Below are 26,525 nucleotides of genomic sequence, written 5' to 3'. Positions count from 1 at the left end.
CGTCGGCGACGTTATCCGGTTCGACACCGGATAACGTCGCCGAAGTCGTTTGTGGAGCTATTTGCACTCGACGACGATCTCGAACTTCTTCTCGAGCATCCCGGCCGTCGGGTTCTTCATGTCGGCGCCGACCGCGGTGCCGGTGATCGTGTACTTATCGCCGTCGACGGCGACTTCCGCTGATCCCGCTCCGGGCGCGACCGCCAGTGCACTATCCTCGACGACAACGGTGAGCGCATCGACCTTGGGCGGATTGCCCTCAGACATGACTACCGTGACCGCTTGTTGACTGCCTATCGCCCCGCTGGCCACGTTGATCTTTCCGTTCTGCTTCACACACGTGACGCTGCCGGCGTCCAGCCCGGGAAGATCGGCGCCTTCCACTTTGACGACAGCCGCAGCATTGTTCGTGCTGACGTCGTCGCTGCCCGAATCGCTCCCACAGCCGGCGACGAGGGCGCCTACTGCCAGTGCCGACACAGCGAATCCGATAGTGCGCTTCATGAGCTTCCTTTCATCGGGGGTGAAGGCGCCTCCCAGTCACCTGAGAGACGCCTGAGATGAAGGTTCTCACCCCGACCGCGACCAGGGGGCGTTACCGACTTTCTCGCCCGATTCCCACAACCCACACGATCACACCGACGACGAGGGCCCAGAACGCGGACCCGACCCCGGCGATGCTGATGCCCGACGCCGCGATCACAAACGTCAGGGTCGCCGGGAAGCGGCCGTCGACATCGGAGAGCGCGGCGGAGCAGGCACCCGCGAACGCTCCGAGGAGCGCGACTCCCGCAACTGCCTGGACCACTCCATCGGGGGCGGCGAGCACGATCGCGACCAGGCCCGCGGAGCCGAGGCCGAGGCCGAGGTACGTGATTCCGGTCGTGAGGCCTGCGACCCAGCGTCGTTCATGATCCGGATCGGCTTCCGGCGCCGCGGCGAGTGCGGCGCTGATCGCCGACAGGTTGACCGCGTGGCCCCCGAACGGCGCGGCGAGAATCGAACCGATTCCGGTCACCGCCATGGCAGGCCTCCATGGAACCGCGTAGTCGTATCCGGCCATCACTGCGACACCCGGAAGATTCTGGGCCGCCATCGTCACCAGATACAGGGGCAACGCGACCCCGGTGAGCGCACCGAGAGTGAACGACGGCGCGGTCAGGGTCAACGACGGGACCAGGTCGGCGACACCGGGCGCGGTGCCGTCCCGCGTCACCGACACGGCGATGACCACCAGTGCGGCCGCGAACGCCGCGGGCACGGCCCAGCGCGGCCGCAGTGTCAGAACCACGAGCCAGACGATCAGCACCGGCACCACCGCTGCCGGATCGTCGACCACACCGTGAAGCGGCTTCACGCACAGCGGGAGCAGCACACCCGCGAGCATCGCCTGGGCGATGGGTGTCGGAATCTTGGTGACCAGGTCGGCGAGCCGCGGCCACAGCCCTGTGACGACAAGAAGGACGCCACAGCACAGGAAGGCGCCCACCGCCGCAGACCATCCTCCGGCCACCGCTCCGGTGCTCACGAGCAGCGCCGCGCCCGGGGTCGACCATGCCGACGTGATCGGCATGCGGAAGCGCCAGGACAGCACGATTGTCGCCACACCCATCGCCACGCTCACCGCCAGGAGTCCAGACGCAGCCTCCGACGCGTCCGCACCCGCCGCGCGCAGACCGGCCAGGACGACCGCGAACGACGATGTGAAGCCCACGAGTGCACAGACCACGCCCGCACCGATCGGGACGGCGATGGGCACTGAAGTCTCGACATCGGAATGAGCCATAGACAGATCGTTCCACAAACGGAACGTTCTGTAAACGGAACATTGGCTAGGCTCTACGACATGAAGGAATCCGAAGTCGGCAGGCGACTCCGTGAACTGCGCGCCGCACGCGGCTTCAGCCTCTCCGAGCTCGCCCGCCGCGCCGAGGTCGGCAAGGCGACACTGTCGGAGATCGAGAGCGGCCGTCGCAATCCGACGATCGAGACGCTGTACGCGCTCTGCGCACCACTCGACGTCCCGCTGACGGCCCTGCTCGGCGAGTCACCGGGCGCCCACGGCGCCGCAGAAGGCGGAATGGTGACCGTGCTGCTGTCCACGAGGCGTCTACCTGCGTCAGCAGAACACCCCGAGGGCGCAACAGTGGAGGTGTTCCGCCTCGAGTTCCCCGCCGGCGCACGTCACGCCTCCCCCGCCCACGGGCTCGGGGTCCGCGAGCAGTTCTGTGTTGTCTCCGGCGTCGTACGCGCGGGCACCGTGAACGAGGCCACCGAGGTCCCCGCGGGGCGATGCCACGCGTGGACGAGCGATCGTGAACACGTGTTCGCCGCGGTGGACGGACCCGCCGAAGCCGTCGTGGTGATCACCAGCCCCGGCGGCATTCCGTATGATCGACGGTGATGTTACTGTGATCGGCTTCACTGGCGAATAACCCGCTAAACGGACTCGCAGCGTCTCCTGCGGCGTGTTATCGCTTGGCGAGGCTGCAACGGTTGTGTAACGATGACTCGTGAGCGTCCACGGGGGTGGCGTTTTTGTGACGACAAAACGAAGGTAGAAACGACGTGTTCAAGAAGAAGAGTGCGAGCCGCGCGGCTCGCCTGACCGCCATCGCTGTCAGCGTGGCGGCTCTGACCGCCGGCCTCCCCGCCGTCGCCGACGCAGCTCCGGTCACCGTGATCCCCGGCCTTCCGCCGGTGCAGCTGCCCGACCTCCCGAAGGTTCCGACCTTCCCGGGCGTGCCCCCGACTTCCAAGTCGAAGCCGAAGCCCAAGCCCACCACGCCGACCACTCCGGGTGTTCCCGCGATGCCGAACGTGAAGAGCGAGACCGGCTACGTCGCCCTCGCGGTCGACGGCGACCACCAGATCTACTGGTGGAAGAACGGCGAGTTCATCAAGAAGATGCCGATCTCGATGGGCACCGACAAGCACCCGACTCCTAACGGCGTGTACCACACCAAGGAGAAGTACCGCGACATGTACATGGACTCGTCCACGTACGGTGTCCCGATCGACTCGCCCGAGGGCTACCGCACGTACGTCGAGTACGCGACGCGCATGTCCTGGGACGGCATCTTCATTCATGCCGCACCGTGGTCGGTCGCACAGCAGGGCGTCTCGAACGCCAGTCACGGCTGCATCAACGTGAGCACTGAGAACGGCAAGTGGGTGTTCGACAACGTCGGACGCGGCACTCCGATCGTGGTTCGCGGCACCATCGGTGGTCAGTACACGGGCGACTAGTCCCGTAAACGTCGACAGGGCCTCTTCCGACTCGCAGTCGGTAGGGGCCCTGTCTCGTTGGTGACGTTCTCTATGCGGCGACAGCCGTCAACGCTGGCGTCTGGTGGCGGTACGACATCGTCGCCTCCACCTGCATCCAGCCGGCCAACATCTGACAGCCGGTCACGTCGGGATCGGTGAGCGGCGCGTGCCGGTATGGTTCGGCGGAGTACGACACGTGCCGACCGCCGGGCCGATTCGTGATCGACCAGCGGCCCACCGGCAGCACTGACGGCAGGTATCCCCGGACCTCGCGCGCGGCGGACGCGATTCGATGCACGTCGCGTCGCCACTGGCGCGGTGACACCGACGTCCGCGCGGCGTTCTGCATCCGCCTGCCGATCACCGCGGAACCCATCGCCGCCATCCAGCGCCGCACATGCAGCATCGACAACGAGTCCGTGAGGTCGGCGATGTCGCGGATCAGGGAGTCGTCCGTCGCGTTGCAGATGACGTCGTCGGCCACGCCGACCCAACACGCGGGCACGTCGCCCGGCAGCGGCGCTCCCGGCCCGGCGACACCCCACCCGGTACAACCGTCGACAGCGCCTCGCGGCTGATGCGGATCGGCGACGAACCCGACCGCGGTCACCTTCGCGACGAGATTCGCCGACGCGGGATGAGCGAGGAAGGTTCGGATGACGGCCGCCCCCTGCGAGTAGCCGATCAGCATGATCGGCCCGTCGGTGTCGCGGATCGAGGCGGCGAGCGATGCGACACCGCACGCGACGCTGTCGACATACGCGATGCCGTGGCGTCCTGCCGTCGGACCGTAACTGGCCGGATACGGCACCCACCGACTGACGAAGCGCGAGTCGAGCTGGTCGGTCACCGCGGCGAGCATTCCGGATACTTGCGTTCGAGCGTCTGCGGGAAACGATTCACCGGTGCCGCCGACGGCGAGGACCGTGATCGGTTCGGTGGCTCTGTTCATGACCACTACTCTGCACGTCGACTCTGACAAATGACGGTTGCTGAGACTGTGGACTCTCTGAGAGCAGCGGCTACCTCTGGCAGGACGGGCACCAGAACAGGTTGCGGCCCTCCATCTCCTGCCAGACGATGGGAGTTCGGCAGAGTCGGCACTCTTCGCCGGTCCGTCGGTAGACATAGGTTCGCGGCCGGTCGACGGCGTACGCGGGGGCGCCGTGATCGTCGTCTGGTCGCACCACGTGGATCTTGCCGTGCCGGGCGCCGATCGGCATCAGGTGAAGCAGATCGGCCCACATCTCGTCGAACTCGTCACGACTGATCGATGTTCCCGGCCGGTGCGGGTCGACACCCGCCCGGAAGAGCACTTCCGCGCGGTAGATGTTCCCGACACCCGCGATCACCTTCTGGTCCATCAGCAGTGATCCGATCGCACGTCGGGATCTGCTGATCGCCCGCCACGCCCGTTCGGGGTCGGCGTCGGACCGCAACGGGTCCGGCCCCAACCGCGCCACGAGGGCGTCGAGGTCAGCCGGCGTATACAGCTCACACGCGTTCGGTCCCCGCAGGTCGGTACCGATGTCGGAGCCTTCGATGCGCATCCGCACCTGCCCGGTGGGCACACCCATCGGTGACGGCTCCTCGCTGAACGTGCCGTAGATGCCGAGGTGGACGTGCACGATCAGCCCGGCGTCCAACCTGCCGACTGCGTCGGCCGAGTAGCGGTGGACCAAGTGCTTGCCCCATGCCTCGGCACGACGGAACACCAGCCCGTCGAGCTGGGCCGCCTCATGGGCGAACCGACCCTGCGGGCTGGTGACGCGAACACGCTGTCCGCCGAAATGTCGTTGCTGCCGGCGAGCGAGCCGGTGAAGAGCGTGGCCTTCGGGCATGGTGCCCGACGCCGATCAGCGAGGCGGCTCGGGCAGCTCCGGCGCGACGCCGGTCGTCTCGTATTCGGCGAGGATGTCGATACGACGCTGGTGACGAGCCTCGTCCGACCACTCGGCGCCGATGAACGCGTCGACGATGGCGAGCGCATCCTCGGTGCTGTGCATGCGGCCGCCGATGCCGATGAGCTGGGCGTTGTTGTGCTGACGCGCGAGCTGGGCGGTCTCCACGCTCCACGCGAGGGCACAGCGGGCACCCTTGACCTTGTTCGCGGCGATCTGCTCGCCGTTGCCGCTTCCGCCGAGGACGAAGCCGAGGCTGCCCGGATCGGCGACCACACGCTCGGCGGCCGCGATGCAGAACGCCGGGTAGTCGTCGACGGCGTCGTACTCGTGCGCTCCGCAGTCGACCACGTCGTGGCCTGCGGCCTTCAGATGGTCAGAGATCTGGTTCTTGAGTTCAAACCCTGCATGGTCGGCTCCGAGGTAGATGCGCATGCCGCCACTATAGTTTGAGGGCGTGGACTCCGATGCGCACATCCCCCGCTCCAGACTCGCCGCCTCGCCGATTCCGTCGGTGCCCGGTGTCGATGACACAGCGCCTGCCGCGGTCACGCCGCCGCCCGGCCCGACGAGTGTCTGGCAGCAGCCCGCGCTGTATGCGGGCGCGCCGCGTCGTCATCCCTGGGAGATTCCGGTGCTCGTGCTCGCCGTGCTCCTGGCAGTCGGCGTCTACGTGGTCATCCTCGCCTTGATCTCCATCGGCCTCGTGACCGAGTACCTGCTGATTCCGCTCGCCCTGCCGTTCCTCATCTTCCTCGGACGCGGAATCGGCTACGCGAGCATCCGAGCGAACGCAGTCCAGATCACGCCGACTCAGTTTCCCGAGGCGTTCACGATGGTCGTCGAAGCCGCGGCGCGCTACGGCATGGAGTACGTCCCCGACGCATACGTGATGTCCGGGAACGGACAGATCAACGCGTTCGCGTCCGGCCACGGTTTTCGTCGTTTCGTCGTCGTGTATTCGGACCTGTTCGAGGTCGGCGGGCGCGCCCGCAGCCCAGAGGCACTCGAGTTCGTGATCGGACATGAAGTCGGGCACATCGCGGCAGGTCACGTCTCGTACTGGCGACAGTTGTTCAGCAGCGTGATCATGAACATCCCGATCCTCGGTTCGCTGCTGTCACGCGCGCAGGAGTACACCGCGGACAACTACGGGTACTACACGCGACCCGACGGCGCTGCACCCGCGATCGGCGTCCTCTCATCGGGCAAATACCTTCTCAGCGCGATCGACTTCGACCAGTTCGCCGATCGCGCGACCCACGAGAAGGGATTCTTCGTCGTCCTGGTGAACGCGCTGAGTTCGCACCCCGTGCTCACCTGGCGGGCCGCCGCGTTGCGCGACCGAACGCGAAGCGGCGCCATCCTGCTGCGCCCCCGCGTGTTCGTCCGGGGAACAGGGAGTGGGAACGTCGTCCCCGTTCCCGCTCCCCTGCCCCCGTCTCAGGTTGCACCCGGATCGATGCCAAACAAGCTGTCGGACACCGGGACGTACTGAGGGCCTTTCGACTCGCAAGCTCGCTCAAGGAGCGGGGAGGTCAGTCGAACTGCGGGTCTTCGTGGCGGGACCGCTTGAGTTCGAAGAAGTGCGGGTACGACGCGAGAGCGACGACGCCGTCCCACACGCGACCGGCATCCTCTCCGCGCGGGATTCGCGACAGGACCGGTCCGAAGAACGCGACTCCGTTGACGTGGATCGTGGGGGTGCCGACGTCGTCGCCGACCTTGTCCATGCCCGCGTGGTGGCTGGTGCGGATGGCGGCGTCGAACTCGTCGCTCTGCGCGGCATCGGCCAGATCGGCCTCCAGTCCCGCCTCAGCCAGCGATGTGGCAATCATCGCGGGGATGTCGCGGTTCCCGTTGTTGTGAAGTTGGGTTCCCATCGCGGTGTAGAGCGGTGCGAGCACGTCGTCGCCGTGACGCGCCTGAGCCGCGGCGAGCACACGGACGGGCTGCCATGCGTCCTTCAACATCTCGCGGTAGCCGTCGGGGATGTCCTTGCCCTCGTTCAAGACGGCCAAGCTCATGATGTGGAAGTTCACGTCGAGGTCCCGGACCTGCGCGGCCTCGAGGATCCAGCGCGAGGTGATCCAGCACCACGGGCAGAAGGGGTCGAACCAGAAGTCAACACGATCGTTATCAGCCATGTCTGCATTCAACCACCGCTGCCCCGGTCACATTCCCGTCCTCGTCAGTACGATGGTCGCGTGAGCGCACCGAATCTGACACGTGACCAGGCGCAGCAGCGCGCATCCGTTCTCGCCGTCGACGAGTACGTCGTCGACCTCGATCTGACCGACGGGTCCGGGGCCCCCGGCGAGGAGCACTTCTCCTCCACCTCGACTGTCACCTTCCGCGCGACGGCGGGTGCGTCGACGTTCATCGATCTCGTCGCTCCGACCCTGGTCTCGGCCACGTTGAACGGTGTTGCGCTCGACATCACCGACTTCGACGAGTCCGTAGGCCTCGTGCTCACCGACCTCGCCGAGCAGAACACACTGACGGTGGTCGCCGAGTGCGCGTACTCCAACACCGGTGAGGGGCTTCACCGCTTCGTGGACCCGGCCGACGGCGCGGTGTACCTGTATTCGCAGTTCGAGACGGCCGACGCGAAGCGTATGTTCGCCTGTTTCGACCAGCCTGATCTCAAGGCTCGCTACACGACGACGGTCACGGCACCGGCCGACTGGAAGGTCATCTCCAACGGAGCTCCGGAGGGCGAACCGGCGTCGGACGAGTCGGGCGCTCTCGTCCATCGGTTCGTCACCACCGAGGTGATGAGCACGTACCTCGTCGCACTGATCGCCGGGCCGTACGCCACCTGGACCGACGAGTACACCGACGAACACGGCACGATCCCGCTCGGCCTGTTCTGCCGCGCCTCACTCGCCGAGCACATGGACGCCGAGCGGCTGTTCACCGAGACCAAACAGGGCTTCGGCTTCTATCACCGGGTGTTCGGCGTGCCGTACGCGTTCGGCAAGTACGACCAGCTCTTCGTCCCCGAGTTCAACGCGGGCGCGATGGAGAACGCCGGTGCCGTCACCTTCCTGGAGGACTACGTCTTCCGCTCACGTGTCACGCGCTACCTGTACGAACGCCGCGCCGAGACCGTGCTCCACGAGATGGCGCACATGTGGTTCGGCGACCTCGTCACCATGACGTGGTGGGACGACCTGTGGCTCAACGAGTCGTTCGCAACGTTCGCCTCCGTCCTGTCGCAGGTGGAAGCCACCGAGTACACCAACGCTTGGACCACGTTCGCCAACGTCGAGAAGTCGTGGGCGTACCGCCAGGACCAGCTGCCCTCGACCCACCCGATCGCCGCCGACATCCCCGACATCGCCGCCGTCGAGGTGAACTTCGACGGCATCACCTATGCGAAGGGCGCATCGGTTCTCAAGCAGCTCGTCGCGTATGTGGGCCTCGAACCGTTCCTGGCGGGCCTGCGCGACTACTTCGCTGCTCACCGGTTCGGCAACGCAACGTTCGCCGACCTTCTCGGCGCGCTCGAGAAGGCGTCGGGCCGCGACCTGTCGGACTGGGGAGACCAGTGGCTCAAGACCACCGGCATCAACGTGATGCGCCCCGACGTCGAGGTCGATGCAGACGGAGTCATCACCTCGTTCGCCGTGCTGCAGGACGGCGCGGCTCCCGGCGCGGGCGAGACCCGCGTCCACCGCATGCGGATCGGCGTCTACGCCTCGGCGGGCGGAAAGCTCGTCCGCACCGAGTCCGTTGAACTCGACGTCGAAGGTCCGCGCACGGAGGTTCCCGAACTCGTCGGCAAGCGACGCGGAGAGCTGATCCTCCTCAACGACGACGATCTGACGTACGCGTCCGTGCGTCTGGACCCGGAGTCGTTGGCAACGGCGACCGCCCGCATCGGCGACATCGACGACCCGATGCCCCGGACCCTGGTCTGGTCCGCCGCGTGGGAGATGACCCGCCAGGCCGAGATGTCCGCCCGCGACTTCGTCGAATTGGTGAGCCGCGGGATCGCCGCCGAATCGGAGGTCGGCGTGGTGCAGCGTGTGCTGCTGCAGGCCACCACGGCCCTGGAGTCGTACGCCGAGCCCGGCTGGGCCGCGTCCACCGGCTGGCCGCAGTTCGCCGACCGCCTCCTGGAACTCGCCCGGGGAGCGGAAGCCGGCTCGGACCATCAGCTGGCGTTTGTGAACACGCTCCTCGCCGGTGTGACGACCGACGCCCAGCAGCCCGAACTCCGGGGGCTGCTCGCCGGAGACGACCCGGCAACACACGGTCTGACCGGACTCGTCGTCGACGACGAGTTCCGCTGGCGACTCGTCAAGGCCCTGGCGACGCACGGCACGATCGGCCTCGACGAGATCAGCGCCGAAGCAGACCGTGACAACACCGCGGCCGGCGCACGTCACGCCGCGGCCGCGCGCGCCGCGCTGCCGACTGCGGAGGCCAAGGAGACCGCGTGGACCACCGCGTTCGACGACGACGCGATCGCCAACGTCACCGTCCGATCGATCGTCGAAGGTCTGGCCCGTCCCGGCCAGGCCGACCTCCTCGCGCCGTACACGAACCGCTACTTCAGCGAGGTGGAAGGTCTGTGGGCACGACGCACCAGTGAAGTCGCGCAGACCGTTGTCATCGGCCTCTACCCGAGCTGGGATCTCTCCGACTCGGCGCTCGCCGCAGCGGACGCGTTGCTCGCGACCGACCTGCCCGCGGCACTGCGGCGACTGATCCTCGAGGGTCGCGACTCCGCCGCACGCGCGATGCGGGCCCGTTCATTCGATGCGGAGTCCGCCGACTGAGACCTGTGCCACAATGCGCCGTATGGCGCAGTCACATCCCCCGTCGCTCCGCTCGCCCCAAACTGTCCAGGAATTGATCGGGCAGCGAGCCGAGACCGCCGGTGTCGCAGTGCGTTTCACGCACGCCGACACCGGCGTTCTTGTCGAGTGGTCGTGGCCCGAGTACATCGGCCGATCACGGCGGCACGCGTCCGCCGTGATCGGACGACTCGACCCCACGCGACCCCCGCACGTCGCCGCACTCCTCGGGAACACCCCCGACATGCTCGTGGCGTTGGCAGGTGCGGCGGCAGGCGGATACGTGCTGTGCGGCGTCAACAACACCAGACGGGGTGCTGCGCTCGCGGGCGATGTCGCACGATCAGACGCGCAACTGCTGCTCGTCGACACTGAACATCGGGTTCTCCTCGACGGTCTCGATCTGCCCGGAGTCATCGTGATCGACGTCGATTCGCGGTCGTGGTCCGCCGAAGTCGACTCCGCACCGGAACTGACACCGGTCCGAACCGTCGAGATGACGGACCCGTTCATGATGATCTTCACCTCCGGCACCAGCGGTGAACCGAAAGCCGTTCTCGTGTCGCATCTCATGGTGCTGTTCGCGGGCAGCAATCTCGCACAGCGATTTGAGCTGACCGGCGACGACGTGTTCTACCTGTCGATGCCACTCTTCCATTCGAACGCCATCGCAGGCGGCTTCTCCCCCGCCCTCAACGCTGGCGGGACTCTTGTGCCGGCTCGGTTCTCGGCGACTCGCTTCGTCGACGACCTCCGCCGCTACGGCGTCACGTACATGAACTACGTCGGCAAGCCGCTGTCGTATGTGCTGGCCACGCCTCCTCGCCCGGACGACGCCGACAACCCGCTGCGCGTCGCCTTCGGAAACGAGGGCTCCGAACGCGACATCACCGAATTCGCCCGCCGCTTCGGCACCCATGTCATGGACGCATTCGGTTCGACTGAGAACGCCGTCATCATCACCCGGGACGAGACGACCCCTCCCGGATCGATCGGACGTGGTCTCGACGGCGTCGCGGTGTACAACTCCGACACCGCACGGCGATGCGCGACGGCCGAGTTCAACGAGCATCACGTACTGATCAACCCGGACGACGCGATCGGCGAACTCGTGAACACCACGGGCGCCGGATTCTTCTCCGGCTACTACAACAACGCCGAAGCGAACGCCGAACGGATGCGCGGCGGCATGTACTGGTCCGGTGATCTCGCCTACGAGGACGCCGACGGATATCTCTACCTCGCAGGCCGGACATCGGATTGGCTGCGGGTGGACGGCGAGAACCTCACCGCCGGGCCCATCGAACGGATCCTGATGCGGTTGGACGCGATCAGCCGGGTCGCCGTGTACCCGGCGTCCGACCCCGACTCGGTCGGCGACGAAGTGATGGCGGCGGTCGTCCTGCGTGACGATGCGGACCTGTCGCCCGAACAATTCGGCCGCTTCTTGGCCGACCAAGACGACCTGTCGCCGAAAGCGTGGCCGCGGTACGTTCGAGTCGCCGCAGACCTTCCCTCGACTGCGACCAACAAGATCCTGAAGCGGTCACTAGTCGCCGAGGGCAGGGACGTCGGCGACGACGTCCTCTGGACTCGCGCCTTTCGCTCGCGGACCTACTCGCGGTTGATGCCCTGATTCTGCTGGGGCGGCACGCTTCGACACGCGGCCTCGGGTTAGCGCCTCGGACGCGGCTCGACGAGCAGCGAAGAAACGAAGGACCCCGACCATCAGGTCGGGGTCCTTCGTGGAGAACTTGTCAGATCAGGGGCGGGCGACGGCAGTGGCCATCACGCGCAGCGCGGAGACGAGGCCGTCGACGAGCTCACCCTGCTTGAACGCCGAGAGAGCAGCCGCGACACCGAGTTCGGCGACACGATCGTTGACACGACCCGCGACGTCCGAACCCGACACCACGACAACGTCGCGCGAGTTCGGTGAGACCGCCAGCAGAGCGCCGTTGTAGGGCTCGGGCGCCTTTGCGAGGGCAGCACGCGCGCCTGCGACGACGTCGGAGCCGAGGTCGCCGATGAAGACCGAGAAGCGCACGCGGGCCACTTCACTGGTCTCTTTGAGCGTGTCGTCGAGCAGGATGAGGTCGTCCTGACTCAGCGGCGGGGTGCCGAATCCCTGGCCCGGGTAGAGGGCCGCGGACACGCGACCGCTGGACGTGACGGCCGAACCGATGGGGAGCGACGCCGGATCGACGTGCGCGATGTCACCACTTGCCACTTGCGGAACCTCCCTCGGTGTCGCCGGGCTCGGTGTGCCGGGCGAGAGTCATCGGATCGATGTCGGTCGCGGTGAACAGCGCGGGGCCGCGGTCCCACCGCTGGTCGAGCGTGTATTCCTTGACCTCGGGACGCTTGACGCCCCAGGAGAAAGCCATCGCGACGACACACAGAATCACTGAGAGCACGCACAGCGCGGTGACCGTCACACCGACGGGAACTATGAGCTGGTCCACACCCCACCCTTTCGACTCGCGCCTGGAGTTGAGCGCACACGACCCGCCAGGTGCAGGTCATCGTTGACCAATTTAGCTCACGGCTCCGACGGTTGTCGCAATAGGGCCTACGCAGCGTCGTAGACGACGGCCGTCGGCGTCGCAGACGACTCATGTCGTGGACAATGGGCGCTGTGAGCACCTTTTACGACGAGGTCGGCGGCCACGCGACGTTCGAGCGGATCACCGCTGCGTTCTACGCGGAGGTCGCGTCCGACGAGATCCTGCGACCGATGTACCCCGAAGAGGACCTGGGCCCGGCCGAACGGCGCCTCCGCATGTTCCTCGAACAGTACTGGGGTGGACCGCACACCTACTCGGACGAACGCGGTCACCCCCGACTGCGCATGCGCCACGTCCCGTACAAGGTCGGCCCCCTCGAGCGCGACGCCTGGCTCCGATGCATGCGGATCGCGATAGGAACCGTCGAATCGGACGTCCTCGACGACGATCATCGAGCCCGACTCCTCGAATACATGGAGATGGCGGCCGATTCGTTGATCAACAGCCCCATCTGACTGTGAAACAATCGCGTACGTGAGCGAACAGTACGTGAGCAATTCCGGACCGGCCGATGACTGGTGGCGGTCCGCCGTGGTCTATCAGGTGTATCCGCGATCGTTCTCGGACCTCAATGGTGACGGAGTCGGCGATCTCGCCGGCGTCATCGACAAGCTCGGCTATCTCGAGCTGTTGGGCGTCGACGCGATCTGGCTGTCGCCGATCATGCGGTCGCCCATGGCCGATCACGGCTACGACGTGTCGGACCCGCGCGATGTGGATCCTCTTTTCGGCGACCTCGCCGTCTTCGACCGGCTGGTACGTGACGCTCACGACCGCGACATCCGGGTGACCATGGATCTCGTCCCCAACCACACCAGCGACCAGCACACGTGGTTCGTCGCCGCCCTGGCCGCCGGACCCGGCAGCCGTGAACGTGCGCGATACATCTTCCGGGACGGTCTCGGCGACGACGGTTCCCTCCCGCCGAACAACTGGACGAGCGTGTTCGGTGGCCCGGCCTGGAGCCGGATCACTGAACCCGACGGCACACCGGGCCAGTGGTACATGCACCTGTTCGCACCGCAGCAGCCCGACCTGAACTGGGACAACCTCGAGGTCCTCGAGGATCTGCGCACCACGATGCGCTTCTGGCTCGACCGCGGCGTCGACGGCTTCCGGATCGACGTCTCCCACGGAATGGCCAAACCCGAAGGCCTTCCCGACATGGAGCATCCGTCGGAGATCCTCAAGCACACCGACGACGACCCACGCTTCAACCGCGAGGGCGTGCATGCGATCCACCGTGCGATCCGCGCCGTGATGGACGAGTACCCGGGCACGTTCAACGTCGGCGAGGTGTGGGTCGAGTCGAATGAGGCGTTCGCCAAGTACGTCCGCCCGGACGAACTGCACCTCGGATTCAACTTCCGTCTCGCGACCGTCGACTTCGACGGCGACCAGATCCGTGACGCCATCGCGTCGTCGTTGACGGCGACCGAAATCGTCGGCGCGACACCTACCTGGACGCTGTCGAATCACGACGTGCCGCGTGAGGTGTCGAGGTACGCGCCCGCGGGCGACACCAGAATCGGGGAGCTGCGCGCCCGGGCGATGGCGCTTGTGGAGCTCGCTCTGCCCGGCACCGTGTTCATCTACAACGGCGCCGAGCTCGGCCTGCCGAACGCCGATCTGCCCGACGAAGCGCTCGTCGACCCGGTGTGGGAGAACTCCGGCCACACCGACCGCGGACGAGACGAGTGCCGCGTACCGCTGCCATGGGAGGGAACGGAACCGCCGTTCGGCTTCAGTTCCACCGCCGACACGTGGCTGCCCATTCCGGCGGAGTGGGCGTCGCTGACCGTTGAAGCCCAGCTCGAAGACATCTTCTCAACGCTGTCCCTGTACCGGCAAGCTCTCGAGCTGCGGTACAACCGGCCGGAGTTCTCCGGCGACACCGTCGAGTGGTACGGCGCCCCGGACGGGTGCATCGCCTTCCGTCGTCCCGGTGGACTGATCTGCGCGCTCAACGCCTCAGACGTCCCCGTCCCCCTGCCTCCGGGGCAGGTCCTTCTCGTCAGCACGCCTCTGGACGCGGGCCTCCTTCCCCCGAACACCGCAGCCTGGCTCGTCTGACGGGCTGTTGGTCGACGCGTCGCAGCTAGGAGACGTTGAGGTTCAGCGACGAGCGTCGTTGGTAGACGGAACCGAAGCGGGCGTCGATGCGGGCCCACGCGCCGGATGCGCGGACGCGGACCGGCTCGTCTGGAGCGATCGCGTCGAGCGGCGACTCCGACGTGATCTCTCGGCCCGCAGCGTCACGGACGAAACCCATCGCCGTGAGTGCGAAGACTGCGCGCATCGTGACGTCGACGCTCACATCGTCGTCGACGACCGACAGGACCTTCTGATCCAGCAGTGACGAGGCGGGCCCGAGTGCGCCCGAGTCGTCGCGCGCCACACCGGCGCCCCGGCGCGCGAGATCAATGACATCGCGCGCAGGGACGTCGTCCACATGGACGAAACCGCCGGCGCCGGGGAGAGCGCCTTGCCAGGCGATCGTCGGCGGCGCACCCACATCGATCACGGCGTCGCCCGCAGCGAGGGCCGACGACATGACTGCGGTATCGGCGATCACGTCGCCGGGCTCGACGGAGCCGAAGATCGATCGGGTCGCGAGCACGTCGAAGCCCGTGCGGACCCACAGGCCGACTCGGGAGTCGGGACGCGCGTGAATGCGCAGCACACCCGAGTCGTCCACGCGTCGAGCACGGGCCACGAAGGCTGCGAGATCGGCCCGATCGGACTCCCGGTGCGGCGTGACGCCGCGCGCGGACATCGTCACGACCGCTGGAAGGACGACAGGTACGCCTTCTCCTCGGGGGTCATCCGGCGAGGACGCTGCGTGTCGATGTCGAACGACACGAGCTGGGTCGACGCTACGACCGCGGGCTTCGAGTCGAGAGCCGCCCCGCGGGGCCGTACCTCGTAGCCGACGGTGAAGTCGACGGCCCGGAGCCGCTCGACGTACATCGTCACCGAGATCGGCGATTCGTCATGCCGGATCTGTCCCTGGTACTTCACGTGAAGGTCGGCGACGAGGCAGCCTTTGCGCAGCAGCACTGTCGGCTTGTCGTCGTAGAACAGCCAGGGAATGCGGGCCTCTTCCAACAGCGTCACCATGCGGGCGTGGTTGATGTGCTGGTAGACGTCCATGTCCGACCATCGGACCGGAACCGACACGACGTACCCGGAGTCGGTGCGTCGGCCACCGTCGTCGAACAGTCGACGTTCGGCGTCGGTCACTGCAATCGGGTCGGTCATTCCCGCGGCCCCCTTCAAGGTCGGCGGCCGTCGGACCAGCCGCTCCTACCCGATCACACTACGCAACGCCCGAACCGCCACCGACAACGTGGCGATGTCCCAGCTGTCCGCCACCGTCAACTCGTCGAGCGTCCCTCCTGCACGCTGCAGCAGCGCGGTGCGTGCAGACGACCATTCGGAGATCTTCTGCTCCGACGTCTCGTCGGGTTCGCTCATCGCCAGAATCGACCCGGTGAGGCCCCGCAGCACGGCGAGCAAGTCATCGTGCAGCGCCACCCTGGCGAGCAGGTCCCAACGGTCGCCGTGCGGCAGCCCGTCGACCGCCGTGATCAGACGGTCGATCCCGAAGTGGTCGAGCACCGCGAACAGCAGGTCGCCGACCTCGTCGGGATCACGGTCCTCGATCTCGGCGAGGTCGTGCACGTCGAGCAGGTGAACCCGGTACGGGACCTCGGCGACGACCCGAGCCAGCTCGGTGTCCACGCCAGCGGCCGTGTACTCGGACACCGTCGCCTCGACGGTGTCGGCACTCGCGCGCCGCAGCCACTCGCCAAGTCTCGGGGCGAGCACCGAAACGTCGTTGTACCGAGTGGCCTCGGCCGCGATGGCGAGCGGCTGCGGGCGGTGTGCCAGCAACCAGCGGGACGACGTCGCCAGCAGCCTCCTCACACGCGACGTCATCGCGTCGCCGGTCACGGCGGGAATCCGCTGGCCGCGGATCGAGCCGATCAGCGCACTGAGCCCGAACACGTCGTTGGACACGACGAATCCGCGTGCACCCTCACCCGTGTCGGCTCCGGTCGACTCGGCGATCGTCAACAGATGCGCGATGCCGCCATCGTCGACGATCTGGTTCACCAAACAGGTGGTGACGATCTCGCGGCGCAGCCGGTGACCCGCGATCCCGTCGGCGAACCGTTCCCGGACCGCCTCCGGGAAGTACGCGGCCGCCAGCGGGATGAACAAGTCGTTGTCCGGCAGGTTCGACGCGAGCAGCCTGCCCTTGGTCAGCAGCTTGACGTGGGCCATCACGGTTGCGAGCTCGGGGCTGGTGAGACCTCTGCCGAGTTCACCGGCCCGCCGAGCGCGGAGTTTGGCTGGTGTCGGCAACGCCTCCAACGCCAGGTCGACTCCGGATTCGGCGAGTTCAGTCAGGATTCGGGCGTGCAGTTCGACGTCGTCGACAGCCGCCCCGCGCGCGACGCCGAGTTCGGCGTTCTGCGCGACGTTGTCGGCCAGCACGAGCGCGGCGACGTCGTCGGTCATCGACTCGAGGAAGCTCACACGATCGTCCGCGTCGAGAGCTCCGGAGGCGATCTGCGAGTCGAGCAGGACCTTGATGTTCACTTCGTGATCGGAGCAGTCGACGCCGGCGGAGTTGTCCAGTGCGTCGCTGTTGATCCGCACTCCCGACAGATCTGCCTCGATGCGTCCGTGCTCGGTCACACCGAGGTTGCCGCCTTCGCCGACCACCTTCACACGCAGCTGCGATCCGGTGACGCGGATCGGATCGTTCGCCTTGTCGCCGACCTCGGCGTCGGCTTCGTCGGACGCCTTGATGTAGGTGCCGATACCACCGTTGAACAGCAGATCGACGGGGGCGAGCAGCACACTGCGCAACAGTTCCGGCGGAGACAGTTCGGTCACGTCGTCGGCCAGCCCGAGCGCCGACCGCATCTGCGGACTGATCGGTATCGACTTCACATCGCGCGGCCACACGCCGCCGCCCGCGGAGATCAGCGAGGTGTTGTAGTCGGCCCACGACGATCGCGGCAGTCGGAACAGTCGTTCACGCTCGACGTACGACGACGCGGCGTCGGGGTTCGGGTCGACGAAGACGTGGCGGTGATCGAACGCGGCGACCAGCCGCGTGTGCCGGGAGGCGAGCATGCCGTTGCCGAACACGTCGCCGCTCATGTCGCCCACGCCGACCGCGGTGAAGTCCTGGGTCTGGACGTCGACGCCCATCTCCCAGAAGTGTCGCTTCACGCTCTCCCACGCGCCGCGCGCGGTGATGCCCATCGCCTTGTGGTCGTATCCGACGGATCCGCCGGACGCGAATGCGTCACCGAGCCAGAAGTCATAGTGCGCGGACACGCTGTTCGCGATGTCGGAGAACGACGCGGTGCCCTTGTCGGCCGCCACCACCAGATAGGGATCGTCGCCGTCGCGTCGCACGACGCGGGGCGGGTGCAGAACAGCGCCGGTCGCGGTGTCGAGATCGTCGGTGAGCTGCAGGAGTGACGCGATGAAGGCCCGATAGCATTCGATGCCCTCGTCGCGGGTCGCCGGTCCGCGTCTCACGACGAACCCGCCCTTGGCGCCGACGGGCACGATCACCGCGTTCTTCACCGCTTGTGCCTTCACCAGACCGAGGATCTCGGTGCGGAAGTCCTCCAACCGGTCGGACCAGCGCAGTCCGCCTCGCGAGACGTCGCCGAACCGGAGATGAACACCTTCGACGAGCGGCGAGTGCACGAAGATCTCGTACTTGGGGCGTGGCGCTGGCGCGTGCGCGAGATCGCCGGTGCTGAGCTTCACGGCGATCGTCGGCCGGGTCCAGCCGTCCGCGTCGATGTAGAAGGTGGTGCGCAGGGTGGCCCGGACGGTCGCGGCCAGCGCCGACACCACTCTGTCGGCATCGAGGCTGAGGATGCCCGCAATGTGCCGGTCCAAGCGGTCCGACGCCTCGACGCGCCGCCGATCGTCAGCACTGTCCGGATCGAACGACGCCTCGAACAAGTCCACGAGCGCCGCCGTAGCGTCACGCTGCTCCCCCAGGACGGTCGCGATGTGCGCGAGGGTGTACCCGAATCCGCACTGGCCCAGGTAGCGCGCGTACGTGCGGAGCATCGCGACCCACCGTGCGGACAAGCCGGCCCGAAGGACGAGTTCGCCGAGGCCGTCGATGTCGGCCTCGCCGCGCCACATCCGACGGAAGGCATCCGCGACACGTTCGGGCAGGTCCGGGGTTCGTTCCACGTCGACACCTGGGGCGGGCTGCACGGTGAACTCGTAGATCCAGACGCGGGATCCGTCGGGTCGGTCGATGACGTGGGGATGCTCGTCCTCGACCGTGAGTCCGAGGCTCTGCAGCATCGGCAGCACATCGGTGAGGGCGGCCTGACGGTCGCAGAGATACAGCGTGAACGTCCAGGCACCGGAGTCCGGGGTGTCGACGGCGACATGGAGATCGCCCGAATCCAGGCCTGCCGCGATCGGTAAGTCGGCTGTCGCATCGGCGGGATCACGCTCATCCCGATACCGCTCGGCTACAGTCCCGAGAAGCCGCAATGAGGCATCGTCGGACACCCTGTCGCGAATGTGGTCGTCCCACGTCCGGACCGCCGCCGCGAGCTGAGCGCGGCACGACTCGCCTGCCTGATCGTCGAGGACAGTCGCCGTCCCCACGTGCATGAGGACTTGAAGCTGGGCCAACGAGGATTGCGAGATGCGGGTGGTGAAGTCGGTCTCGTGACCGCCGTGGGCGTCCTTGATGATGTTGATCACGCGGGTGCGGACAGCGGTCGAGTACGCCTCACGGGGCATGAACACGAGTGCACTGATCGTGTGTCCGTCGAGGCCCGCGCGCACCTGGAATCGGGGTGACCGGCCCGCCTGGGCATCGAGCAGATCACTGATTCGGCGAGTCAGGTCGTCGGACGTGCAGGCCATCAATTCGACCAGCGGGAACGTCTGCAGAAGCTCAACCGCCGCGTGACCGCCGTAGCTGTCCTCTTCAAGGTCGAGGCCGGTCAGGACGGCACGTACGTTCGTGCGGACTCGCGGAATGTCGAGCACCGACTGGTACAGGCCAGTAGCTGGAATGAGGCCGACGAACTGGTGCTCCACGCTGCCGACGGCCGCGCGTACGAGGACGGGAAACTGCCCGCGGAGCACACCGGTCGGCAACCACGCACGGTCCACGGCAACGCCGGACACCGCCGGTGCCGGGCGCGGCGTGTCTGGGTCCCGCCAGACGCCGAGGGCCTCCCCCGCAGTGGACTCGAAAGTCGCTGCGCGATATCCGAGGCCGACGAAGTTCGCGCGCGCGGCGAGCCATTCGAGCAGGCGGACGTCTTCGAGGTCGGCCCCGGCGTCGGCGAGCCCGGCTATCACTTCGGCGATTCGTTCGCGCATCGCATCGGTGTCTGCGTGGACCGACGCCACTCGATGGAGTGTCGCGGTCACCGCCGTCGCGAGCGCATCGAGATCGGCGTCTGGTGACGGAGCGGTGGTCACGGTGATCCACGATTCGTCCCGCCGTGCGCCGACTGTGTCGAGGCGTCCGTCAGCGTCTCGGGCAACGGCGAGTCGCGGATGATCGGTGCGGACCACGGTGTAGCCGGCTTCGTCGACGACAGTCAGAATGGACTCGACGAGCAATGGGACGTCGTCGACGACCACTTGCAGTTCGATCGTCCCGTCGTGGAGTCGAGTCGCTGCGACACGAGCCTCGCCGGGCGTTCTGATCGCCCCCACTGCCCGATGTCGATCGAATTGCATGTCGACCTGAGCCTTCGCCAGGTCATGGACGTCTGCGCCGTAGCGCTCCGCCAAGTCGGCCACGTTCTCCACACCTTTCCTATTTGTGCTCCGACGAGCCTACGGTGGTCGTCGTGTTACCCGCAGGTATCGCGGAAAGGGTCGTGGGGCGCAGACGACAGGAGCCGACCGGGGGCTTCCGCCCCGGGCCGGCTCCGGTGTCGAACAGGTGGATCAGTCGCGCGTCAGCTTGCGGTGAGTCACCCGATGCGGGCGCGCCGCGTCGGCGCCGAGGCGCTCGAGCTTGTTCGCCTCGTAGGCCTCGAAGTTGCCCTCGAACCAGAACCACTGGCCTTCGTTGACGTTGCCCTCCCACGCCAAGATGTGGGTACAGGTCCGGTCGAGGAACCAACGATCGTGCGAGATCACGACGGCACAGCCGGGGAACTGCTGGAGAGCGTTCTCGAGCGAGCTCAGCGTCTCGACATCGAGGTCGTTGGTCGGCTCGTCGAGCAGGATCAGGTTTCCGCCCTCTTTGAGCGTCAGCGCGAGGTTGAGGCGGTTTCGCTCACCACCGGACAGCACCTCCGACGGCTTCTGCTGGTCCGGGCCCTTGAATCCGAAGGCGCTGACGTACGCACGCGACGGCATCTCGTTCTGGCCGACCTCGATGAAGTCGAGCCCGTCGGAGACCACCTCCCACACCGACTTCTTCGGGTCGATGTTCGCGCGGTTCTGGTCGACGTAGCTGAGCTTGACGGTCTCGCCGACCTTCACGTCGCCGGAGTCGGGCGACTCGAGCCCGACGATGGTCTTGAACAGGGTCGTCTTGCCGACACCGTTGGGACCGATCACGCCCACGATGCCGTTGCGCGGCAGGGTGAACGACAGGTCCTTGATGAGGACGCGGCCGTCGAAGCCCTTGTCGAGGTTCTTGACCTCGACCACGACGTTGCCCAGACGAGGCGGAGTCGGGATCTGGATCTCTTCGAAGTCGAGCTTCCGGTGCTTCTCGGCTTCCGCGACCATCTCCTCGTAGCGGCCCAGACGCGCCTTGTTCTTGGTCTGGCGAGCCTTGGAGCCGGACCGAACCCACTCGAGCTCCTCCTTGAGGCGCTTCTGCAGCTTCTGGTCCTTCTTGCCCTGGACTTCGAGGCGCTCGGCCTTCTTCTCGAGGTACGTCGAGTAGTTGCCCTCGTACGGGTGCAGCTTGCCGCGGTCGACCTCACAGATCCACTGAGCGACGTGATCGAGGAAGTAGCGATCGTGCGTCACGGCGAGCACGGCGCCGGCGTAGTTGGCGAGGAACTGCTCCAACCACAGGACCGACTCCGCGTCCAAGTGGTTGGTTGGCTCATCGAGGAGCAGCAGGTCGGGCTTGCTCAGCAGGAGCTTGCACAGTGCGACGCGGCGTCGCTCACCACCGGACAGGTGCGTGACGGGCTCGTCTGCCGGCGGGCAGCGGAGGGCGTCCATCGCCTGCTCGAGCTGCGAGTCGACGTCCCATGCGTCGGCGTGATCGAGCTCCTCCTGGAGCTGACCCATCTCCTCCATGAGTTCGTCGGAGTAGTCGGTCGCCATGAGCTCGGCGATCTCGTTGAAGCGGTCGAGCTTCACCTTGATCTCGCCGAGACCCTCCTCCACGTTGCCGCGGACGGTCTTCTCCTCGTTGAGGGCAGGCTCCTGCATCAGGATGCCGACAGTGGCCTCGGGGTCGAGGAATGCTTCGCCGTTCGACGGCTGGTCGAGTCCGGCCATGATCTTCAGGATCGACGACTTGCCTGCGCCGTTCGGCCCCACGACGCCGATCTTGGCGCCCGGGTAGAAGCTCATGGTGACGTTGTCGAGGATCACCTTGTCGCCGTGCGCCTTGCGCACCTGCTTCATCGTGTAAATGAATTCACCGGCCACCGGTTTCGACTCCTAGCATCAGGGTTACTGCGATTGCGGACATGCTCTCGACACCTCGGCTGTCACAACGGAACACCGAGAGTGGGCATGGTTCATCGGCCATCCTATCGGTCGATGCGGTGTTGTGATCAGCGTGGGCGGGAGGGCGGCAGGTCAGGCGACGATCTCCTCCTCGAGTTCGGAGAGCTGGGCCGGTGACGGCTGCTGAGCCTTCACCGTGGCAGCGTGGCGACGTCGCTCCACGACGGTCGCCGCCGCGACCAGAGCCAACGCGGCGATGAGCCATCCTGCCAGCTTGCCGAGCTCGCCGGCGATGCTCAGATTCGGGAAGTAGGCGAGGTTGCGAGCAGCCTCGTTGAATCCTGCGCCGATCCAGAAGTTGTGCAGGACACCGAAGAAGGCCGGTTGCAGGGTGGGCGCGAACACGCCGCCGCTGGTTGTGAAGTTGAGGCCCACGAAGATCGTGACCATGGCGAAGGTCGTGAACCGGCCGATCAGCGGATGCAGGCCGATCGCGAACAGCATCGTCGCGAGGGCGTACGGAACCGCGAGCCCGAACACGCCCCAGCCGGATCCCGGCAACGCGTCGAACACCGAGGCGACGGCGATGACAGCGGCCGGGACTGCGATGGCCGCTCCTGCGGCGAAGGCCAGGCGCACTCCGATAGAGCGGCCACCTCCCGCGACGGCGATCGCGATGCCGGTTCCGTACGAGCCGACAGTGAGTGCAACGAGAAGGAAGAACAGGCTCTGACCGGACGGGTCCGTGCCCGGGTCCGCCGGGACGACGTCGGTGATGACGAGCCGCGTCTGCGTGTGTTCGCTGACCGAGGAGAAGATGCGCTCGGCGACCATCGCCGTCGGGTCGCTCGCAGCCGTGGAGACGAGGACCTCGTTGCTGTCGACGCCGGGCACGAACGCCGCAGAGATCTCCCTGTTCTCGATGGCATTGCGCGCCTCGTCGACGGTCGTCACGTAGTCCAAGTCCACGGCGTCACCGAGTTTTGCCGACAACGCCTCACCGACCGGCGCGGTGACCGCGGGTTGACCGACGACGTCGACGCGCAGTCCGTGTGGGTCCGGTTTGTGGAAGCCGCCGATGTAGCAGACCGCCATGACGATGCCGATGAGTACGGGGACAAGAACGTGGGTGGCGATCGTCTTGACGGGCAGTGCCGGTGTCGGGCTGGCTGACATGAAGCGTGCGACCTTTCATTTCTAGCAAAGTTGTAATATGCAACTTCGGTATGGTTGTAATATACAACCATGAATGAGCCTGAGCAAGAGAGCGTCGTCACCGTGGAGCGCGAGCTGACCGCGCTCTCCCGCCGACTGCGGAACGGCGCACGCGGCATCTACGCCGCTAACGGCCTGACGTTCACCGAGTACTCGCTCCTGCGCATGGTCGACGACCACCCCGGAACGAACGCCGCCGAACTCGCGAACGCCGCCATGATCGACAAGTCGACCGCGAGCAGACAACTCGGCGGACTCCGCGATCGTGGCCTTCTGGCGCGCGTCGCCGATGGCCGCAGCGCCCGAGGTCAGCGACTAGAACTGACCGACCTCGCGCGAACCACGCTGAGAGACATCGCGTCCGCCAGCGAAGCCGCAATCAGCGCCCTGCTGGTCGATTGGCCCGCCGACGACGTCGCAATGTTTGCCGCCCTGCTGCACAGGTACAACTCGGCCGCGACTAGAGGGAAATCCTGACCGATGTTTGCGTGCCAACCCTGATTTATTCCCATGACGTGTGTCACACTGGGAACCGTCGCGCAAAGCCGGGTCGTTCACCCTGCAAGCCCGACGGACACACCGACGACACGGCGGACGAGGAGAGGGACGGCGATTTGAGTAGGCGCCTGCGAATCAAGATCTGGCACCGGAAGCAGCGATACGCGATCCGGCGTCACCGTTCACTTGATCGCATGTACCGCGTTGGCGTCGCCGTCGTCGGAACGCTGCTCCTCTTGGCTGGACTCGTCATGATCCCGCTTCCCATCCCGGGCCCCGGCTGGGGATCGTTCTTCCTCGGCCTCGGCGTGCTGTCGACCGAATTCGAGTGGGCGCACCGTGTCACGTCGTTCATCGTCAAGTACCTCCGCCGGGCGGGGGCGATCGCCACCCACGCGTGGCAGCGGATCGACGCGGCCGTCCATCGCCGCGTCGAGCGCATCACCGGCGCCCGCCTCGTTCAGACGTGGCTCGAGCACCAGCGGGCGCTGCAGGTCCCCTACGCGTTCGCGTAGTCCCTGCTCCTGACTAGTCTTTCGCGTCTTTCATCTCGCGCAGCATCTTGTTGTACGCCTCCAGTTCGGCGTCTTCGTCACGCTCTTCACGACGATCGAACCGTCGTGCCACCTTGTCGTCCTGACGCCTCCACTGGATCAGCAGCGCCAACATCACCAATACGAGCGGGAACTCACCGGTCGCCCACGCGATACCGCCGCCAACCTTCTGGTCTGCGGCGAGATCCAACGCGAACGGCAGTTGCAACCCCTTGTAGTACTGCTCGGCGATGATCCCGGTGGTCATCATCAATGCGACGCCGAAGAAGGCGTGGAACGGAAGCGCCCCGAGCACGATGCCGAGCTTCCCGACGTGGCTGAGCTGTCGGGGCGCGGGGTCGATGCCGATGACGATCCAGTAGAACAGGTACCCGCTCAGCAGGAAGTGAAGATTCATCAACAGGTGCGCGGAGTGGTTCTCGACGACGGCGTCGAACAGCCCACCGAGGTAGAGGACATAGAAGCTGCCGACGAACACCGTGACCGCGATGAGTGGGTGCGTGATGATTCGGGAGTACTTGCTGTGCAGTCCCTTGAGGATCCACTCGCGGGGACCATCCGGATTGCCGCGTCCCGCGGGCGGGATCGCACGCAGCGCTAGCGTCACCGGCCCACCCAGGACCATCAGCACCGGGACCAGCATCGAGAGCATCATGTGGCTCATCATGTGACTGCTGAACAGTGCTGGTGAGTAGCGTCCCATCCCCGACGACGTCGCGATCAGCAGCCCGAGACAGCCGGCGATCCACGCGACGGTCCTGCCGATCGGCCAGGCGTCGCCGCGCTTGCGCAGGCGGTAGACACCGCGCAGGTAGACGACCGCCGCGATGATCGCCGCGGTGCCGAAGATCAGGTCGAAGCGCCAGTCGAACGCGAGTCGAGCGAGTGTCGGAGCTCCGTCGACGTTGTAGCCGATCTTGAGTTCCATCGGTGTCACGTCAGCGGTCGACAGGACAGGAGGCGGCGTCCGCGACAGTCCCGCGCCGAACCCGAAGGCCACTGCGAAGACAAGCGCTTCCACCGCGGCGAACCGCACGAACAGCGACTTCCGAGGTTCGTCGGTCTCTTCCAACTCCCGCAATGTGACGGCCCGGTGCAGTCCACCGATGACGCCCGCCAACACAAACGCGGCGAGCTTGCCGAGGACGATGAGTCCGTACGTGGTGGTGAACAGTTCACCGATCGGCATGCGGACCAGGGCGTTGATGACGCCGCTGATGCCGACCGCGAAGAGGCACCAGAAGGCCACCCGCGAGTACCTGCGCAGTGCCAGTGTCCGCCACCGGCCATCGCCGAACGCGTACGCGAGAACCGCGAGCAGACCGCCGAGCCATGCGGCCGCCGCAACGATGTGGATGATCAGGCTGTTGGTCGCGATGTCGTGGGAGCCGCCCGACGACGAGTGCCCTGCCAATGCCGACGGCATCAGAGACAGGAACGCCAACGCCAGGACGACGAATGTCCAGCCCCAGGCAAGCGCGAGACGCGCGACGATCGCGGCGGCGATCGCGAAGATCGCCGTCCACAGCCAGTACCGAGCCTCGGCCACCTGGCCGTAGGCGTTCATGAGGTTGTCGGGTTTGAGAGTCTCCCCCAATGAGTGACCGCTCTGATTCGAGATCGTCAGCGGAACCAGCAGCAGACCGCAGACGGCCCACGTCAGCATCGCGGTGTACGCCCAGCGGATCGCACGGAACCCGCCCGCGTCCAAGATCCCTGAGCGCTGGGGCGGAACGAAGAACGCTGCGAACATCGCGCACCCGAAACCGATCGCCGCACTGATCTGGCCCACCACGGTCACGACCGGGATGCCATAGGTCGTGAGGTTCCCGGCGTCGGGAAGGCCGGTCAACTTCAGAGCCGTCGCCGCCGAAGCAGCAGTCACGAGGACACCCGCCACCGAGCCGAGCACCATCATCACCGCGATCAGGATTCGCCGGATTCCAGAGGGATCCTTCAGCCGATCGTGGTCGATCGTCGCGCCGTCGCTCTTGTCTGTACCGCTCGCAGGCGACGTCGTTGTCATGAGTCCAT

23 protein-coding genes are annotated in these 26,525 nt (G+C 66.5%); 9 read left to right on the top strand and 14 right to left on the bottom strand.

The window, feature by feature from the left end; genetic code table 11:
* Positions 1 to 57: 57 nt before the first annotated feature.
* Together JVX90_RS06025 and JVX90_RS06020 are read right to left on the bottom strand one after the other, a co-directional pair.
* Complete coding sequence (locus tag JVX90_RS06025) at positions 58 to 504, bottom strand: lipoprotein LpqH (RefSeq protein ID WP_205331501.1); 447 nt, start codon at positions 502 to 504, stop codon at positions 58 to 60.
* A 91-nt stretch (positions 505 to 595) separates the two neighbouring features.
* Positions 596 to 1,786, bottom strand: a complete 1,191-nt coding sequence (locus tag JVX90_RS06020) for a benzoate/H(+) symporter BenE family transporter (protein WP_205331500.1) — start codon at positions 1,784 to 1,786, stop codon at positions 596 to 598.
* A 60-nt stretch (positions 1,787 to 1,846) separates the two neighbouring features.
* Here JVX90_RS06020 and JVX90_RS06015 point away from each other — a divergent pair, with 60 nt between their 5' ends.
* On the top strand, positions 1,847 to 2,404 hold the full coding sequence (locus tag JVX90_RS06015) for a helix-turn-helix domain-containing protein (protein ID WP_205331499.1): 558 nt from the start codon (positions 1,847 to 1,849) through the stop codon (positions 2,402 to 2,404).
* Between the two features lie 164 nt (positions 2,405 to 2,568).
* On the top strand, positions 2,569 to 3,249 hold the full coding sequence (locus JVX90_RS06010) for a L,D-transpeptidase (protein WP_205331498.1): 681 nt from the start codon (positions 2,569 to 2,571) through the stop codon (positions 3,247 to 3,249).
* 70 nt (positions 3,250 to 3,319) lie between these two features.
* On the opposite strand, the gene JVX90_RS06005 is transcribed toward JVX90_RS06010, so the two are convergent.
* The 3 genes from JVX90_RS06005 to JVX90_RS05995 all read right to left on the bottom strand — a co-directional run bounded on the left by JVX90_RS06005 (position 3,320) and on the right by JVX90_RS05995 (position 5,606).
* Positions 3,320 to 4,222 carry a PE-PPE domain-containing protein gene (locus JVX90_RS06005; protein WP_205331497.1) on the bottom strand — a complete coding sequence of 301 codons (903 nt, stop codon included), beginning with the start codon at positions 4,220 to 4,222 and terminating at the stop codon, positions 3,320 to 3,322.
* Between the two features lie 70 nt (positions 4,223 to 4,292).
* Positions 4,293 to 5,111, bottom strand: coding sequence for an Fpg/Nei family DNA glycosylase (locus tag JVX90_RS06000; protein WP_205331496.1), 819 nt, complete (start codon positions 5,109 to 5,111; stop codon positions 4,293 to 4,295).
* A 15-nt stretch (positions 5,112 to 5,126) separates the two neighbouring features.
* The gene (locus JVX90_RS05995) at positions 5,127 to 5,606 is read right to left on the bottom strand and encodes a ribose-5-phosphate isomerase (protein ID WP_205331495.1); all 480 of its coding nucleotides are present in this window, start codon (positions 5,604 to 5,606) and stop codon (positions 5,127 to 5,129) included.
* A 22-nt stretch (positions 5,607 to 5,628) separates the two neighbouring features.
* Between JVX90_RS05995 and JVX90_RS05990 the strand changes: the two genes are divergently transcribed.
* Positions 5,629 to 6,669 carry a M48 family metallopeptidase gene (locus tag JVX90_RS05990; RefSeq protein WP_205331494.1) on the top strand — a complete coding sequence of 347 codons (1,041 nt, stop codon included), beginning with the start codon at positions 5,629 to 5,631 and terminating at the stop codon, positions 6,667 to 6,669.
* A gap of 40 nt (positions 6,670 to 6,709) precedes the next feature.
* Here the strand turns inward: JVX90_RS05990 and JVX90_RS05985 are convergent, their stop codons facing one another.
* Positions 6,710 to 7,318 carry a DsbA family protein gene (locus JVX90_RS05985; RefSeq protein ID WP_205331493.1) on the bottom strand — a complete coding sequence of 203 codons (609 nt, stop codon included), beginning with the start codon at positions 7,316 to 7,318 and terminating at the stop codon, positions 6,710 to 6,712.
* 60 nt (positions 7,319 to 7,378) lie between these two features.
* On the opposite strand from JVX90_RS05985, the gene pepN reads away from it, so the two are divergent.
* On the top strand, positions 7,379 to 9,961 hold the full coding sequence (gene pepN, locus JVX90_RS05980; RefSeq protein ID WP_205331492.1) for an aminopeptidase N: 2,583 nt from the start codon (positions 7,379 to 7,381) through the stop codon (positions 9,959 to 9,961).
* Positions 9,962 to 9,983: 22 nt separating this feature from the next.
* Positions 9,984 to 11,615: a fatty-acid--CoA ligase FadD1 gene (gene fadD1, locus JVX90_RS05975; protein WP_205331491.1), complete on the top strand. Its 1,632-nt coding sequence runs from the start codon at positions 9,984 to 9,986 to the stop codon at positions 11,613 to 11,615.
* Between the two features lie 126 nt (positions 11,616 to 11,741).
* Here the strand turns inward: fadD1 and JVX90_RS05970 are convergent, their stop codons facing one another.
* Both JVX90_RS05970 and JVX90_RS05965 read right to left on the bottom strand, forming a co-directional pair.
* On the bottom strand, positions 11,742 to 12,209 hold the full coding sequence (locus JVX90_RS05970; RefSeq protein WP_205331490.1) for a DUF5130 family protein: 468 nt from the start codon (positions 12,207 to 12,209) through the stop codon (positions 11,742 to 11,744).
* Complete coding sequence (locus JVX90_RS05965) at positions 12,196 to 12,444, bottom strand: hypothetical protein (RefSeq protein ID WP_008378339.1); 249 nt, start codon at positions 12,442 to 12,444, stop codon at positions 12,196 to 12,198. The genes JVX90_RS05970 and JVX90_RS05965 overlap by 14 nt, the downstream gene beginning before the upstream one ends.
* A gap of 164 nt (positions 12,445 to 12,608) precedes the next feature.
* Between JVX90_RS05965 and JVX90_RS05960 the strand changes: the two genes are divergently transcribed.
* Complete coding sequence (locus JVX90_RS05960) at positions 12,609 to 13,001, top strand: globin (protein ID WP_205332296.1); 393 nt, start codon at positions 12,609 to 12,611, stop codon at positions 12,999 to 13,001.
* A gap of 19 nt (positions 13,002 to 13,020) precedes the next feature.
* Positions 13,021 to 14,619 carry a glycoside hydrolase family 13 protein gene (locus JVX90_RS05955; RefSeq protein WP_205331489.1) on the top strand — a complete coding sequence of 533 codons (1,599 nt, stop codon included), beginning with the start codon at positions 13,021 to 13,023 and terminating at the stop codon, positions 14,617 to 14,619.
* Between the two features lie 25 nt (positions 14,620 to 14,644).
* Here JVX90_RS05955 and JVX90_RS05950 read toward each other — a convergent pair whose 3' ends face one another.
* The 5 genes from JVX90_RS05950 to JVX90_RS05930 all read right to left on the bottom strand — a co-directional run bounded on the left by JVX90_RS05950 (position 14,645) and on the right by JVX90_RS05930 (position 23,400).
* Entirely contained in the window at positions 14,645 to 15,322 is a 678-nt protein-coding gene (locus tag JVX90_RS05950) for a hypothetical protein (RefSeq protein WP_205332295.1), read from the bottom strand.
* Positions 15,323 to 15,324: 2 nt separating this feature from the next.
* A complete protein-coding gene (locus JVX90_RS05945) occupies positions 15,325 to 15,807 on the bottom strand; it encodes a thioesterase family protein (protein ID WP_205331488.1) in 483 nt (160 codons plus the stop codon).
* A 45-nt stretch (positions 15,808 to 15,852) separates the two neighbouring features.
* A complete protein-coding gene (locus JVX90_RS05940) occupies positions 15,853 to 20,376 on the bottom strand; it encodes an NAD-glutamate dehydrogenase domain-containing protein (protein ID WP_240194074.1) in 4,524 nt (1,507 codons plus the stop codon).
* A 150-nt stretch (positions 20,377 to 20,526) separates the two neighbouring features.
* Positions 20,527 to 22,203 (bottom strand): energy-dependent translational throttle protein EttA, encoded by a 1,677-nt coding sequence (gene ettA, locus JVX90_RS05935; RefSeq protein ID WP_275889946.1) that lies wholly within the window; start codon positions 22,201 to 22,203, stop codon positions 20,527 to 20,529.
* Between the two features lie 153 nt (positions 22,204 to 22,356).
* Complete coding sequence (locus tag JVX90_RS05930) at positions 22,357 to 23,400, bottom strand: hypothetical protein (protein ID WP_205331486.1); 1,044 nt, start codon at positions 23,398 to 23,400, stop codon at positions 22,357 to 22,359.
* Between the two features lie 69 nt (positions 23,401 to 23,469).
* Between JVX90_RS05930 and JVX90_RS05925 the strand changes: the two genes are divergently transcribed.
* Positions 23,470 to 23,916: a MarR family transcriptional regulator gene (locus JVX90_RS05925; protein WP_205331485.1), complete on the top strand. Its 447-nt coding sequence runs from the start codon at positions 23,470 to 23,472 to the stop codon at positions 23,914 to 23,916.
* A 215-nt stretch (positions 23,917 to 24,131) separates the two neighbouring features.
* Positions 24,132 to 24,452, top strand: a complete 321-nt coding sequence (locus JVX90_RS05920) for a PGPGW domain-containing protein (protein ID WP_205331484.1) — start codon at positions 24,132 to 24,134, stop codon at positions 24,450 to 24,452.
* Positions 24,453 to 24,465: 13 nt separating this feature from the next.
* Here JVX90_RS05920 and JVX90_RS05915 read toward each other — a convergent pair whose 3' ends face one another.
* Positions 24,466 to 26,517, bottom strand: coding sequence for a cytochrome c oxidase assembly protein (locus JVX90_RS05915; protein WP_205331483.1), 2,052 nt, complete (start codon positions 26,515 to 26,517; stop codon positions 24,466 to 24,468).
* Positions 26,518 to 26,525 lie beyond the last annotated feature (8 nt).

Origin of the sequence: Gordonia sp. PDNC005 (assembly GCF_016919385.1) — a bacterium.
Classification (GTDB): Bacteria; Actinomycetota; Actinomycetes; order Mycobacteriales; family Mycobacteriaceae; genus Gordonia.
The sequence above is the reverse complement of the archived record's forward strand: the minus strand, read 5'-3'. Positions and strand labels throughout refer to the sequence as shown.

Excerpts from the sequence above, each read along its gene's own strand:
- JVX90_RS06025 (WP_205331501.1), bottom strand. The coding sequence starts at position 504 with ATGAAGCGCACTATCGGATTCGCTGTGTCGGCACTGGCAGTAGGCGCC.
- JVX90_RS06020 (WP_205331500.1), bottom strand. The coding sequence starts at position 1,786 with ATGGCTCATTCCGATGTCGAGACTTCAGTGCCCATCGCCGTCCCGATC.
- JVX90_RS06015 (WP_205331499.1), top strand. The coding sequence starts at position 1,847 with ATGAAGGAATCCGAAGTCGGCAGGCGACTCCGTGAACTGCGCGCCGCA.
- JVX90_RS06005 (WP_205331497.1), bottom strand. The coding sequence starts at position 4,222 with ATGAACAGAGCCACCGAACCGATCACGGTCCTCGCCGTCGGCGGCACC.
- JVX90_RS06000 (WP_205331496.1), bottom strand. The coding sequence starts at position 5,111 with ATGCCCGAAGGCCACGCTCTTCACCGGCTCGCTCGCCGGCAGCAACGA.
- JVX90_RS05995 (WP_205331495.1), bottom strand. The coding sequence starts at position 5,606 with ATGCGCATCTACCTCGGAGCCGACCATGCAGGGTTTGAACTCAAGAAC.
- JVX90_RS05985 (WP_205331493.1), bottom strand. The coding sequence starts at position 7,318 with ATGGCTGATAACGATCGTGTTGACTTCTGGTTCGACCCCTTCTGCCCG.
- fadD1 (WP_205331491.1), top strand. The coding sequence starts at position 9,984 with ATGGCGCAGTCACATCCCCCGTCGCTCCGCTCGCCCCAAACTGTCCAG.
- JVX90_RS05960 (WP_205332296.1), top strand. The coding sequence starts at position 12,609 with ATGGGCGCTGTGAGCACCTTTTACGACGAGGTCGGCGGCCACGCGACG.
- JVX90_RS05950 (WP_205332295.1), bottom strand. The coding sequence starts at position 15,322 with ATGTCCGCGCGCGGCGTCACGCCGCACCGGGAGTCCGATCGGGCCGAT.
- JVX90_RS05945 (WP_205331488.1), bottom strand. The coding sequence starts at position 15,807 with ATGACCGACCCGATTGCAGTGACCGACGCCGAACGTCGACTGTTCGAC.
- JVX90_RS05930 (WP_205331486.1), bottom strand. The coding sequence starts at position 23,400 with ATGTCAGCCAGCCCGACACCGGCACTGCCCGTCAAGACGATCGCCACC.
- JVX90_RS05925 (WP_205331485.1), top strand. The coding sequence starts at position 23,470 with ATGAATGAGCCTGAGCAAGAGAGCGTCGTCACCGTGGAGCGCGAGCTG.
- JVX90_RS05920 (WP_205331484.1), top strand. The coding sequence starts at position 24,132 with ATGTACCGCGTTGGCGTCGCCGTCGTCGGAACGCTGCTCCTCTTGGCT.
- JVX90_RS05915 (WP_205331483.1), bottom strand. The coding sequence starts at position 26,517 with ATGACAACGACGTCGCCTGCGAGCGGTACAGACAAGAGCGACGGCGCG.